The organism is Cupriavidus sp. 05T42 (assembly GCF_056396345.1).
In genome coordinates this window covers 148,406-161,231 of record NZ_JBFTLH010000010.1, presented here as the reverse complement: position 1 = coordinate 161,231, position 12,826 = coordinate 148,406, and the positions used below count along the sequence as shown (strand labels likewise).

Here is a 12,826-nt window from a genome sequence, read left to right as displayed (position 1 = left end):
CACAGCTCCTGAACCCGACCCATGTGGCATAACGCGCGCCTCCTCAACCTGATCGCCTCCGTGCTCTACGCACTGGTGGCGCTGATGGCGCTCGGGGCGGGCCTGCTGTGGCTGGCCCAGCGGCCGGTGTTCGCCATCACCCATGTGGAGCTGCACGCGATGGACGGCCAGGCGCTGCGCCACGTGAATGGGCCGAGCGTGCGCGCCAACGCGCTGGGCAAGCTGTCTGGCAATTTCTTTACGTTGGACCTGAACACGGCGCGTCAGGCGTTCGAATCGGTGCCCTGGGTGCGGCACGCGAGCGTCCGCCGCGAATGGCCGAACGGGCTGGCGGTGGAGGTGGAGGAGCACGAGGCGCTGGGTACCTGGGGCAGCCCGGAAAGCGGCCGGCTCCTCAATACCTATGGCGAGGTGTTCGTCGCCAACACCGCCGAGGCCGAGGAAGATGCCCAGCTGCTGGCGCTCGACGGGCCGCCGGACAGCGAGGCCGAGGTGGTCGAGAAGCTGGAAGTCATGCGGCAATGGTTCAAGCCGCTGAAGGCCGAGCCCCTGTCGGTGGCGCTGTCGTCGCGCTATGCGTGGCGGACGCGGCTGTCGAACGGCATGGTGATCGAGCTGGGTCGTGAGCAGACCGATGAGGATCGGGCAGCCATGGAGGCGCGGGTCAAGCGCTTCGTGGCCGCCTGGCCGCAGGTGACCGAGCAGGTGGGCAAGCAGGTGGACTACGCCGACCTGCGCTACCCCAACGGCTTCGCGATCCGCGCGGCCAACGTCAGGTTCCTGACTGACGCCCAGGCTGCCGCGGCAGCCAAGGCGGCGGCCAAGGCCTCCGCAGGACCGGCCCCGGCAACGGTGCCGGCAGGCAATCCCAATAACAATCCGACGCGACTCAAGAGCAAGAACGCGGAGAAAACCCGATGAGCAAGGAATACAAGGACTTACTGGTCGGTCTCGACATCGGCACCTCGAAGGTGGCGGCGGTGGTCGCGGAACTGCGCCCCGACGGCAGCTACGAAGTGATCGGGATGGGCCAGTCCGAGTCCAAGGGTCTGAAGAAGGGGGTCGTGGTCAATATCGAGGCCACCGTGCAGTCGATCCAGCGCGCGCTGGAGGAGGCCGAGCTGATGGCCGACTGCAAGATCGCCGAGGTCTTCACCGGCATTGCCGGCAGCCATATCCGCAGCTTCAATTCGAGCGGGATGGTGGCCATCAAGGACAAGGAGGTCACGCAGACGGACGTGGCCCGGGTGATCGAGACCGCCAAGGCGGTCAACATCCCGACCGATCAGCAGATCCTGCACATCCTGACGCAGGAATTCATCATCGACGGCCAGGAGGACGTGCGCGAGCCCATCGGCATGAGCGGCATCCGCCTGGAGGTCAAGGTCCATATCGTCACGGGCGCGGTCAGCGCGGCGCAGAACATCGTCAAGTGCGTGCGCCGCTGCGGGCTGGAAGTGCATGACCTGATCCTGCAGCCGCTGGCGTCGAGCCTGGCCGTGCTGACGGAGGACGAGAAGGAACTGGGCGTGGTGCTGGTCGACATTGGCGGCGGCACCACGGACATCGCCATCTTCAGCGAGGGCGCGATCCGGCATACGGCCGTGATCCCGATCGCCGGGGACCAGATCACCAACGATATTGCGATGGCGCTGCGCACGCCGACGCCGGACGCCGAGGACATCAAGATCCAGTACGGCATTGCCAAGCAGGCGATTGCCGACCCGGACGACATGATCGAGGTGCCGGGCGTGGGCGACCGAGGCACGCGCACGCTGAGCCGTCAGGCGCTGGCGGCCGTGATCGAGCCGCGCATCGAGGAACTGTATTCGCTGGTGCACCAGGTGGTGCGCGAGTCCGGCTACGAGGAACTGCTGTCGTCCGGCGTGGTGATCACCGGCGGCACGGCGATGATGCCGGGCATGGTGGAACTGGGCGAGGACATCTTCCTGAAGCCGGTGCGCGTGGGTGTGCCCGAGTATCGCGGCAACCTGCACGAGGTGGTGAAGAGCCCGCGCTACTCCACGGTGATGGGCCTGCTGCTGGAAGGCCGGGTGCAGCGCATGCGTGGCCGCAAGGTGGCCGTGCAGAGCGGCTCGGTGAAGCAGGTGTGGACGCGCATGAAGGAATGGTTTGTCGGCAACTTCTGACGCTGGACGTGGTCAGGTTGTTTTAGGGATTTTTTTAGACGTTTTACGAGTCAGCCATGCGTCGCGGTCATCGAATCGCGCGATGGCACGTTGAGCAGGTTTTCTTCTTCTATTTTGGTTTCTTGTTCAGGAACCAAGGGCTGCGGCGGGGAGGCTGCAGCGTTTGGGGACTGATTTTTCACGGAGGCAGTGATGGACTTTGACATGATCGAATCGGAGATGCAGGACGGCACCATCATCAAGGTGGTGGGTGTGGGCGGTGCGGGCGGCAACGCCGTGCAGCACATGATCAGCCGTGGCGTGCAGGGCGTGGAATTCATCTGCATGAACACCGATGCCCAGGCGCTCAAGCGCTCCACGGCGTCGCGCGTGCTGCAACTCGGTAATACGGGTCTGGGCGCCGGCGCCAAGCCGGAGGTGGGTCGCAACTGCGCCGAACAGGCGCGCGAGCAGATCGCCGATTCCCTGCGCGGTGCGCACATGGTCTTCATCACTGCCGGCATGGGCGGTGGCACCGGTACCGGCGCCGCCCCGATCGTGGCGCAGGTGGCCAAGGAAATGGGCATCCTGACCGTGGGTGTGGTCAGCAAGCCGTTCGACTTCGAAGGCGCACGTCGCGCCAAGGTGGCCGAACATGGCTCGGGCGAACTGGAGTCGTCGGTGGACTCGCTGATCGTGGTGCTCAACGAGAAGCTGTTCGAGGTGATGGGCGACGACGCCGAGATGGACAAGTGCTTCCAGTGCGCCGACGACGTGCTGCACAACGCGGTGGCCGGCATTGCCGAGATCATCAACGTTGACGGCCTCGTGAACGTCGACTTCGAAGACGTGAAGACGGTGATGGGCGAGCAGGGCAAGGCCATGATGGGCACGGCAACCGTGTCCGGCGTGGACCGCGCCCGCCTGGCTGCCGAGCAGGCCGTCGCCAGCCCGCTGTTGGAAGGCGTGGACCTGTCCGGCGCGCGCGGCGTGCTGGTCAACATCACGGCCAGCCGCTCGCTGAAGCTGTCGGAAACCAAGGAAGTCATGAACACCATCCGCAGCTACGCCGCGGAAGATGCCACGGTGATCTTCGGTACGGTGTACGACGATTCGATGGGCGACGCACTGCGCGTGACCGTGGTGGCCACGGGCCTGGGCCGTTCGGCCAAGAAGCAGCAGCCGATGACGCTGCTGAAGACCGGCACGGACAACATCCCGATGCAGATGATGGGCGGCATGACCGCTGCCCCGGCGCATGCCTCGCCGGACTACAGCGGCCTGGATACGCCGGCCGTGTGGCGCAGCTCGCGTGAGTCGGCATCGGCTCACGTGGCGGCGCTGCAGGAAAAGGGTGTGGACACGTACGACATCCCGGCCTTCCTGCGCAAGCAGGCGGACTGAGTTGGCTACCGGCAGGGCGGCGGCTGCGGCCGTGCGCCTGGCGGGTTGCACGTGGTCTGATCCGCGAAGCCTGAGCGCTCCCTATCCGCTCGGCATTCGCCAGGACTGACGTAGCCCGTCAGCGCGCCCGGCTGCGCCGCGCCCGCGTCGGCACTGTCTCCGCCCGCATCCCGTTGCCGGGACAGGCGTGCCTTCGGCCGCCTCCCCGGACTGTTCCCGCCTTCCCGCGGCGGGATGCCTCGTCGTCCGCGCGGCGTGCCGAACCGGTGCGCCGCGCAGTCGTTTTTGTGGCCTATGATTGCAGTCAGGGTTTTCACCAGCCCGGACTTTCGTCTTTTTCGGCCTTTAGGAAATCGCCCCCATGATCAGTGTTGGCCAGCGCGTCCCCGACGCCACCCTGTACGAATTCTTCGAAACCGAGACCGGCGGTTGCGCGCTCGGACCCAATGCCTTCCCGGTGGCCGACCTGGTCAAGGGCCGCCGCATTGTCGTGTTCGGCCTGCCCGGCGCGTTCACGCCGACCTGCTCCGCCAAGCACGTGCCCGGTTTCGTCGAGCAAGCCGACCAGTTCCGGGCGGCCGGTGTGGACGAGATCTGGTGCCACGCGGTCAACGACGCCTTCGTGATGGGCGCCTGGGGCCGTGAGCAGCAGACCGGCGGCAAAGTCCGCATGATGGCCGACGGCGCTGCACAATGGGCCAAGGCCCTCGGGCTGGACCAGGACCTGAGCCAGCGCGGCCTGGGCGTGCGCGCCAAGCGCTACGCGATGGTGCTGGACGACGGCGTGGTCACCCACCTGTTCGTGGAAGCCCCCGGCGAATTCAAGGTCAGCAGCGCCGAAGCCGTTCTTGAGGCGTTGCGCGCCTGACACGGATTGGCTCGGCCGGAGTGATGTCTGGCCGACTTTGGTAACACTGGTTAACAACCCGACACAAAGTGGTGCGGCGCAATACACCAAGCGGTGGTAGTATGGCGTTATTAAAATTTGCGCCCAATAGCTTTTTATAATGTGGGCCACCTAAGAGATTGAGGCTGTCATGCTCAAACAGCGCACCATCAAATCCCTGGTGAAGACGGTTGGCATCGGTTTGCACTCGGGTCGCAAAGTGACGCTGACCCTGCGACCGGCCCCCGTCGATGCAGGCATCGTATTCACCCGTGTCGATCTGCCGGAACCGGTGGAAATTCCCGTGGCCGCCAGCGCCATCGGCGACACGCGCCTGGCGTCCGTGCTCCAGAAGAACGGCGCGCGCGTCTCGACGGTGGAACACCTGATGTCGGCCTGCGCTGGCCTGGGCATCGACAATCTCTATGTCGACGTGGATGCCGAGGAAATCCCGATCATGGACGGCAGCGCCGCGTCGTTCGTGTTCCTGCTGCAGTCGGCGGGGATCGAGGAGCAGTCGGCCGCCAAGCGTTTCATCCGCGTGAAGAAGGCCGTGGAAGTGCGCGAGGGCGACAAGCTGGCCCGGCTGGAGCCGTACTTCGGCTTCAAGCTCTCGTTCACGATCGACTTCCGCCATCCGGCCGTCGACAAGACCGGCCAGGCGTTCTCGATCGATTTCGCCGACACGAGCTACGTGCGCGAGATCGCCCGGGCCCGCACCTTCGGCTTCGCCCACGAGGTAGAAGCGCTGCGCGAAATGGGCCTGGCCCGTGGCGGCAGCCTGGACAACGCCATCGTGCTGGACGAGCACCGCATGCTGAACAATGAGGAACTGCGCTACGGCGACGAGTTCGTGCGCCACAAGATCCTCGATGCGATTGGCGACCTCTACGTGGTCGGCCATCCGCTGATTGGCGCCTACGTGGCCAACAAGTCCGGCCACGGCCTGAACAACCAGCTGCTGCGCGCGCTGCTGGCGGACCAGGAAGCGTACGAAATCGTGACCTTCGACAAGCTGGAAGAAGCGCCCGCCGCCTTCCTGCCGCAGGTGCAGCCGGCGTTTGCCTGAGCACCGCGCCCCCGGCGCAAACGACAACGGCCTCCCTTGGGAGGCCGTTTCTATTTAGTACGGCGGCGTCAGCGGTTGCGATGCCGCGCCAGCAACGCCTCCACCGCTTCCTTCAGCGGCGAGGATTCCAGGCTCTGCGCCAGTTGATCCATGCTGGTCAGCCCCACCGGCGGCAGGTTGGCCGTGCGGGGCTGGCGCGTGACCGGACCGGTGTCCCAATCCCCCCGCCCGACCTCCGGTTGTACCCGTACCCGGATTGCGGTAACCTGCGAGCCCCGCTGTTGCAGCCGGGTAAGCAGGGTCGGCACCACTTGCCGCACCCGCGCAGCCGCCGCGCCATGCGCGGCCAGCAACAGCAATGTCGCTTCCGCCTGCGGGCCCCGGTTGTCATGTTTGACACCGGCCACGGCGATCCCGTCCTGCAGGCCGCGGGGCAGGAGCGACAGGACTTCCGCTTCCAGTGACGCCAGTTCGCGCGCCGTCTGCATGAGCGCCGAAACCGGCCCGGACTTGTTCAGCCAATCGTTGAGTGGCTTGGCAACCGGCGTCTGGAGAGCGTGGTGAGTGAACATGCGCATGCGCGCATTCTAGCGCGCAATCCTGGCCACCGAGAGCCGGGATGCCCCGCCCGCATGCGCGACGAGGCCGGTCGGCCTCTTTTTTGTCGGCGAAGGGGGTAGGTCATGCAAATCATCGTGCTGCATCCGCGTGCGCCGCGGGTGTTCCGTCTTCAGCTCACGCCGTTGCGCGCCGGGCTACTTGCCATCGTGCTGTGCCTGCTCGTGGCCGCCGCATCTTCCGCTATCACCTGGTATGTCGCCCGTGCCCAGCCGGGCGCCGAGGCCTCCGGGCAGGCGCGCGACAACGCCTACCTGCGCGCCAACCTCGCCGTGCTGGCTGCCCGCGTCGGCGAACTCCAGGCCCAGATGGTCCGGCTCGATGCGCTCGGCGAGCGCGTGTCCGGCCTGGCCGGCATCGCGCCGCAGGACTTCGACTTCCGCCATCGCCCGGCCCGGGGCGGCCCCGCCGCGGTCGAGCGATCCACCGCGCTGACCCTGCCCGACCTGCGCGACGAACTGGCCCGGCTCGGCAAGCAGGCCGACCATCGCGTCGATTTCTTCGATGTGATCGAAGGGGCACTCATCGACCGCCAACTGCGCGAGCGCCGCACGCCGAGCGTGATGCCGGTGGCGGTGGGCTACGATGGCTCGAGCTTCGGCGCCCGCATCGATCCGTTCTCGGGCCGGCGCACCCGGCACGATGGTGTGGATTTCGTCGCCCCGATTGGTACGCCGATCGTCGCGGCGGCCGGCGGGGTGGTCGTGGCGGCCGAATGGCACCCCGAGTACGGCAACATGATCGACATCGACCATGGTAACGGGCTCAAGACCCGCTATGCGCATGCGTCGAAGTCGCTGGTGAAGGTGGGCGATCTGGTCCGCGCGGGGCAGGAAGTGGCGCGCGTGGGCAGTACGGGCCGGTCCACCGGCGCGCACCTGCACTTCGAGGTCCACGTCAACGGCGTGCCGCGTAACCCGATCGGGTTCCTGACCGCCGCCGCGCCGAACCCGGCCCCGGCACCGGCCATTGCCACGGCGCCCGTGCCGACCGATCGCACTGCCATCCGCTAACTGCGCGGAACATTGAAGGCGGCGGGAGAGTCCCAACCTGTCGAAGGTGGTCTGGCGGCTGTTGCGCCAGCGCAGAAGGAGCCTGTTTGGGTCCCGGCCACGACACCGCCACATGATAAACTCGGCGTTTTGCGCCAATCCACCCATTCCTCGCCGTCGTCCAAGCTGTATCCGGGCCGCGCGCGCAGGGGAAAGCACTCGATGATCACGGGCCTTCTCAAGAAAGTCTTCGGCAGCCGCAACGAACGGCTGATCAAACAATATCGCGGCATGGTCGTGAAGATCAACGCGCTGGAGCCGAAATTCGAACAGCTTTCGGACGACGACCTGCGCGGCATGACCGAGACCTTCCGCCAGCGCCACGCGGGCGGCGAATCGATTGACGCGCTGTTGCCGGAGGCGTTTGCCGTCTGCCGCGAGGCCAGCAAGCGCGTCATGAAGATGCGCCACTTCGACGTGCAGCTGATCGGCGGCATGGTCCTGAACGACAACAAGATCGCCGAAATGCGTACCGGCGAGGGCAAGACGCTGACCGCCACGCTGGCCGTGTACCTCAATGCCATTACCGGCAAGGGCGTGCACGTGGTGACCGTGAACGACTATCTGGCCCAGCGCGATGCCGAGTGGATGGGCCGCCTGTACAACTTCCTGGGGCTGTCGGTGGGGGTCAACCTCTCGCAGATGCCTCATGACGAGAAGCAGCGCGCCTATAACTCGGACATCACCTACGGCACGAACAACGAGTTCGGCTTCGACTACCTGCGCGACAACATGGTCTACGACCCGTCGCAGCGCGTGCAGCGCCCGCTGCACTACGCGATCGTCGACGAAGTGGACTCGATCCTGATCGATGAGGCGCGTACGCCGCTGATCATCTCGGGTCAGGCCGAGAACCAGACCGACCTGTACCAGCGCATGAACGGCATTCCCAAGCTGCTCGTGCGCCAGATCGGCGAGGAAAAGGCCGACGGCACCGGCGTGGAGACGCCCGGCGACTACTACGTCGACGAGAAGGGCCATCAGGTCTACCTGACCGAGGCCGGCCACGAGAAGGCGGAAGAGATCCTGAACCAGCAGGGCCTGATCGGCGAGGGCGAATCGCTCTACGCGCCGCAGAACATCACGCTGATGCACCACCTGTACGCCGCCCTGCGCGCGCACAGCCTGTTCCACCGCGACCAGCACTACGTGGTGCAGAACGACGAAGTGGTGATCGTCGATGAATTCACGGGCCGCCTGATGACGGGCCGCCGCTGGTCCGACGGCCTGCACCAGGCCGTGGAAGCCAAGGAAGGCGTGACGGTCCAGCAGGAAAACCAGACGCTGGCGACCATCACCTTCCAGAACTACTTCCGCATGTACGAGAAGCTGGCCGGCATGACCGGTACGGCGGACACGGAAGCGTACGAATTCCAGGAAATCTACGGCCTCGAGGTCGTGGTGATCCCAACCAACCGCCAGGCCCAGCGCAAGGACCTGCAGGACCAGATCTACAAGACGTCGAAGGAACGCTACGACGCTGTGGTGCGCGACATCCGCGACTGTTTCGAGCGCGGCCAGCCGGTGCTGGTGGGCACGACGTCGATCGAGACGTCCGAGTACCTGTCGGACCTGCTGAACAAGGAAAAACTGCCCCACCAGGTGCTGAACGCCAAGCAGCACGAGCGCGAAGCCGAGATCGTGGCCCAGGCGGGCCGCCCCAAGATGATCACGATCGCCACGAACATGGCCGGTCGCGGTACCGACATCGTGCTGGGCGGCAACGTGGAGAAGCAGGCCGGCTTCATCGAGATCGACGCAAGCCTGTCGGACGCCGACAAGGCCGCCCGCATCGCCCAGCTCAAGGACGAATGGCAGTCTCTGCACGATCAGGTCAAGGCCGCCGGCGGCCTGCATATCGTCGGCACCGAGCGCCATGAGTCGCGCCGGATCGACAACCAGCTGCGTGGCCGTGCCGGCCGCCAGGGTGACCCGGGTTCGTCGCGCTTCTACCTGTCGCTGGACGACCAGCTGCTGCGCATCTTCGCCGGCGACCGCGTGCGCGCGATCATGGAACGGCTGAAGATGCCCGAAGGCGAGCCGATCGAGGCTGGCATCGTCACGCGCTCGATCGAATCGGCACAGCGCAAGGTGGAAGGCCGCAACTTCGACATCCGCAAGCAGCTGCTCCAGTACGACGACGTGGCCAACGACCAGCGCAAGGAGATCTACAAGCTCCGCAACGACGTGCTGGAATCGAACGACGTCGGCGAGATGGTGGGCAACCTGCGCGAGAGCGTGCTGGTGGAGCTGTTCCGCGCCCACGTGCCTGCCGAGACCATGGAAGAGCAGTGGGACATCGCCAGCCTGGAAACGCGCCTGCGCGACGACTGGGGCCTGGACGTGCCGCTGGCCAAGACCATCGAGGGCGCCCAGAGCATCGAGGATGAAGAACTGCTGAATCTGGTGATGACCACGGCGCGCGAAACCTACGACGCCAAGGTCAACCAGGTGGGCCGGGAGTCGTTCGCAGGCTTCGAGCGCTCGGTCATGCTCCAGAGCATCGACACGCACTGGCGCGAGCATCTGGCCGCGCTGGACCACCTGCGCCAGGGTATCCACCTGCGCGGCTATGCGCAGAAGGACCCGAAGCAGGAGTACAAGCGCGAGTCGTTCGAACTGTTCGCGCGCCTGCTGGACGTGATCAAGAGCGAAGTCACCCGCGTGATCTTCAATGTGCAGATCCAGTCGCCGGAGCAACTCGAGCAGGCTTCGGAGCAGATTGAGGAAGGGCTGGCGCATCTGGAGAACGTGCAGTACAAGCACGACGAGTTTGCCGAACGCGCCGAGCCGGTGGAAGACGCCTCGCTGGCGCGCCGTGGCACCGCGCAGGCGGCCATGGCCGCGATGGGCGCGGACATGGCGGTGGCCGGCATGCCGAAGGTTGGCCGTAACGATCCGTGCCCGTGCGGATCGGGCAAGAAGTTCAAGCAGTGCCACGGCAAGCTTAGCTGAGCCGGGGACCCTCTCCCTCTCCCGCGACATCGTCCGGGAGAGGGGAGTCACAGACCGCACAATGCCCGCGCAAGCGGGCATATTTGTCAGATGCAACCAAGGAGCCGCACATGCCCGTGAACCTGCCGCTGCCTCAGGCAGAGAATTTGAAATCCGTTGCCGGCGTGGAGCTGGGTTGGGCCGAGGCGGGCATCCGCAAGGCCAATCGCAAGGATGTGCTCGTGGTCCGCGTGGCCGAAGGCAGCACCGTGGCCGGCGTGTTCACGCAGAACCGCTTCTGCGCCGCGCCGGTGCAGGTTTGCCGCGAGCACCTCGCCACGGGCCCGGGCATCCGCGCGCTGGTGGTCAACACCGGCAATGCCAACGCCGGCACCGGCGAACCGGGCCTGAAGGCCGCGCGCGCCACGTGCGACGCCCTGGCCGCCCAGCTTGGCATCGCCGCCAACCAGGTGCTGCCGTTCTCGACTGGCGTGATCCTGGAGCAGCTTCCGGTCGATCGCCTGACCGCCGCGCTGCCGGCTGCCATCGCCAATGCGCGCGCCGACAACTGGCTGGCCGCCGCCGAGTCGATCATGACCACCGACACGCAGCCCAAGGCCGCGTCGCGCACGGTGCAGATCGACGGCAAGACGGTCACGCTGTCCGGCATCAGCAAGGGCGCCGGCATGATCCGCCCGAACATGGCGACCATGCTCGGCTTCATCGCGCTGGACGCCGCCGTGGCGCAGCCGGTGCTCCAGGCACTGGTTTCGCACGCCGCCGACCATTCGTTCAACAGCATCACCATCGATGGCGATACGTCGACCAATGACTCGTTCGTGCTGATCGCCACGGGCAAGGCTGGCGTGTCCATTGACCGCGCCGACGGCCCGGCCTTCGCCGCGCTGCGCGACGCCGTGACGTCGCTGGCGCAGGAACTGGCCCAGATGATCGTGCGCGATGGCGAGGGTGCCACCAAGCTGATGACGATTCACGTGGAAGGCGGCAACAACGTGGCCGAATGCCGCCAGATCGCCTACGCGGTGGCGCATTCGCCGCTGGTCAAGACCGCGTTCTACGCCTCGGACCCCAACCTGGGCCGCATCCTGGCCGCCGTGGGCTATGCCGGTGTGAACGACCTCGACGTCGATCGCGTGAACCTGTGGCTCGATGACGTCTGGGTGGCCCGCGACGGCGGCCGCAACCCCGACTACCGCGAGGAAGACGGCCAGCGCGTGATGAAGCAGGCCGAGATCACCGTGCGCATCGCGCTGGGCCGCGGCAACGCCGAAGCCACCGTGTGGACCTGCGACCTCTCGCACGACTACGTGTCGATCAACGCCGACTATCGTTCGTAATTTTCTGAATTCGCCCCTGCCATGTCTGACCTTGCTGCCCGCCTCGATAGCTTTCTCGCCCGACTGGAACAATGGCTGCCGCCGCAACTGAGCGACGCGGACTGGCAGGAGGCGGTAGCGTTCCGCTGGCGCAAGCGTCAGAGCCTGTTCGGCAATATCGGCTATCTGCAGGCGATCAAGCAGCTTCCGCCGATCTATCTGGACGATCTCAAGAACATCGAGCGCCAGAAGGACGCCATCGTCGCCAATACGCGCCAGTTCGTGCAGAAGCTGCCGGCCAACAACGTGCTGCTGACCGGCGCGCGTGGCACCGGCAAGTCGTCGCTGATCAAGGCCTGCCTGAACGCGTACGTGAAGCAAGGGCTGCGGCTGGTGGAGGTGGACAAGGACGATCTGGGCGACCTCGGCGATATCGTCGAACAGCTGGCCCAGCGGCCCGAGCGCTTCGTGATCTTCTGCGATGACCTGTCGTTCGAGGAAGGCGAGTCGGGCTACAAGTCGCTGAAGTCCGCGCTGGACGGCTCGGTGGCCGCCCAGTCGGACAACGTGCTGATCTACGCCACGTCCAACCGCCGCCACCTGCTGCCCGAGTACATGAAGGACAACGAGACCTACCAGCACACGGCCGATGGCGAAATCCATCCGGGCGAGGTGGTCGAGGAGAAGATCTCGCTGTCCGAGCGCTTCGGGCTGTGGCTGTCGTTCTATCCGCCCAAGCAGGACGAGTACCTGGCCATCGTCGGCCATTGGCTCGGGCACTTCGGCTGCAGCGCCGAAGACATTGCCGCCGCGCGTGGCGATGCGCTGGTCTGGGCGCTGGAGCGCGGTTCGCGCTCGGGCCGGGTGGCGTGGCAGTTCGCGCGCGACTGGGGTGGCAAGCACGGCAAGCCCTTCGTGGCCGACGTGGGACCCCAGGCATGAGCGGCGCCGGCACGGTAGTGTCCCCGGACGGCCAGGCGCGCCCGGTCACCGAGGTGGCCGTCGGCGTGCTGGTGCGGCCCGATGGCCGCTTCCTGCTGGCGCAGCGCCCGGCGGGCAAGCCATACGAGGGCTACTGGGAATTCCCGGGCGGCAAGCTGGAGCCGGGCGAGACCGTCGAGGCTGCGCTGGCGCGCGAGCTGCACGAGGAACTCGGCCTCGATGTCACGCGCAGCGAGCGCTGGCATACGCTCGAACATGATTACCCGCACGCCTATGTGCGGCTCTATTTCTGCAAGGTCACCGACTGGGTTGGCCAGCCGGTCGGTCGCGAAGGCCAGGCGTTCTCGTGGCAGTACGCCCCGGTCGATGTCGGCCCGCTGCTGCCGGCGACGATCCCCGTCGTGGCATGGCTCGCAGAGGAGCGCCCCACGCCCTGAGTGGCCGCATGCCAGTCC

12 protein-coding genes are annotated in these 12,826 nt (G+C 66.2%); 10 read left to right on the top strand and 2 right to left on the bottom strand.

Annotation, left to right across the window (positions count from 1 at the left end; translation table 11 throughout):
- The first annotated feature begins 21 nt into the window (after window positions 1-21).
- A complete protein-coding gene (locus AC1EJR_RS16050; RefSeq protein WP_454757348.1) occupies window positions 22-921 on the top strand; it encodes a cell division protein FtsQ/DivIB in 900 nt (299 codons plus the stop codon).
- Entirely contained in the window at window positions 918-2,150 is a 1,233-nt protein-coding gene (ftsA, locus tag AC1EJR_RS16045) for a cell division protein FtsA (RefSeq protein ID WP_092298565.1), read from the top strand. Before AC1EJR_RS16050 ends, ftsA begins: the two co-directional genes overlap by 4 nt.
- Before the next feature lie 50 nt (window positions 2,151-2,200).
- Here ftsA and AC1EJR_RS16040 read toward each other — a convergent pair whose 3' ends face one another.
- Window positions 2,201-2,356, bottom strand: a complete 156-nt coding sequence (locus tag AC1EJR_RS16040) for a hypothetical protein (protein ID WP_177219980.1) — start codon at window positions 2,354-2,356, stop codon at window positions 2,201-2,203.
- On the opposite strand from AC1EJR_RS16040, the gene ftsZ reads away from it, so the two are divergent.
- The 3 genes from ftsZ (at window position 2,343) to lpxC (ending at window position 5,488) form a co-directional block, all read left to right on the top strand.
- Window positions 2,343-3,533 carry a cell division protein FtsZ gene (gene ftsZ, locus AC1EJR_RS16035; protein ID WP_092298568.1) on the top strand — a complete coding sequence of 397 codons (1,191 nt, stop codon included), beginning with the start codon at window positions 2,343-2,345 and terminating at the stop codon, window positions 3,531-3,533. The genes AC1EJR_RS16040 and ftsZ overlap by 14 nt on opposite strands.
- Before the next feature lie 361 nt (window positions 3,534-3,894).
- On the top strand, window positions 3,895-4,401 hold the full coding sequence (locus AC1EJR_RS16030; protein ID WP_092298571.1) for a peroxiredoxin: 507 nt from the start codon (window positions 3,895-3,897) through the stop codon (window positions 4,399-4,401).
- Between the two features lie 169 nt (window positions 4,402-4,570).
- Window positions 4,571-5,488 (top strand): UDP-3-O-acyl-N-acetylglucosamine deacetylase, encoded by a 918-nt coding sequence (gene lpxC / locus AC1EJR_RS16025; RefSeq protein ID WP_092298574.1) that lies wholly within the window; start codon window positions 4,571-4,573, stop codon window positions 5,486-5,488.
- Window positions 5,489-5,556: 68 nt separating this feature from the next.
- On the opposite strand, the gene AC1EJR_RS16020 is transcribed toward lpxC, so the two are convergent.
- Window positions 5,557-6,066 carry a DciA family protein gene (locus tag AC1EJR_RS16020; RefSeq protein WP_092298577.1) on the bottom strand — a complete coding sequence of 170 codons (510 nt, stop codon included), beginning with the start codon at window positions 6,064-6,066 and terminating at the stop codon, window positions 5,557-5,559.
- Window positions 6,067-6,171: 105 nt separating this feature from the next.
- Here AC1EJR_RS16020 and AC1EJR_RS16015 point away from each other — a divergent pair, with 105 nt between their 5' ends.
- The 5 genes from AC1EJR_RS16015 to AC1EJR_RS15995 all read left to right on the top strand — a co-directional run bounded on the left by AC1EJR_RS16015 (window position 6,172) and on the right by AC1EJR_RS15995 (window position 12,808).
- Window positions 6,172-7,119, top strand: a complete 948-nt coding sequence (locus AC1EJR_RS16015) for a M23 family metallopeptidase (protein ID WP_092298580.1) — start codon at window positions 6,172-6,174, stop codon at window positions 7,117-7,119.
- Between the two features lie 201 nt (window positions 7,120-7,320).
- Window positions 7,321-10,113, top strand: coding sequence for a preprotein translocase subunit SecA (secA, locus tag AC1EJR_RS16010; protein WP_441643922.1), 2,793 nt, complete (start codon window positions 7,321-7,323; stop codon window positions 10,111-10,113).
- 110 nt (window positions 10,114-10,223) lie between these two features.
- Complete coding sequence (argJ, locus tag AC1EJR_RS16005; RefSeq protein WP_092298587.1) at window positions 10,224-11,450, top strand: bifunctional glutamate N-acetyltransferase/amino-acid acetyltransferase ArgJ; 1,227 nt, start codon at window positions 10,224-10,226, stop codon at window positions 11,448-11,450.
- 21 nt (window positions 11,451-11,471) lie between these two features.
- Window positions 11,472-12,371, top strand: coding sequence for an ATP-binding protein (locus tag AC1EJR_RS16000; protein WP_092298590.1), 900 nt, complete (start codon window positions 11,472-11,474; stop codon window positions 12,369-12,371).
- Window positions 12,368-12,808, top strand: coding sequence for an NUDIX domain-containing protein (locus tag AC1EJR_RS15995; RefSeq protein WP_092298593.1), 441 nt, complete (start codon window positions 12,368-12,370; stop codon window positions 12,806-12,808). The genes AC1EJR_RS16000 and AC1EJR_RS15995 overlap by 4 nt, the downstream gene beginning before the upstream one ends.
- Window positions 12,809-12,826 lie beyond the last annotated feature (18 nt).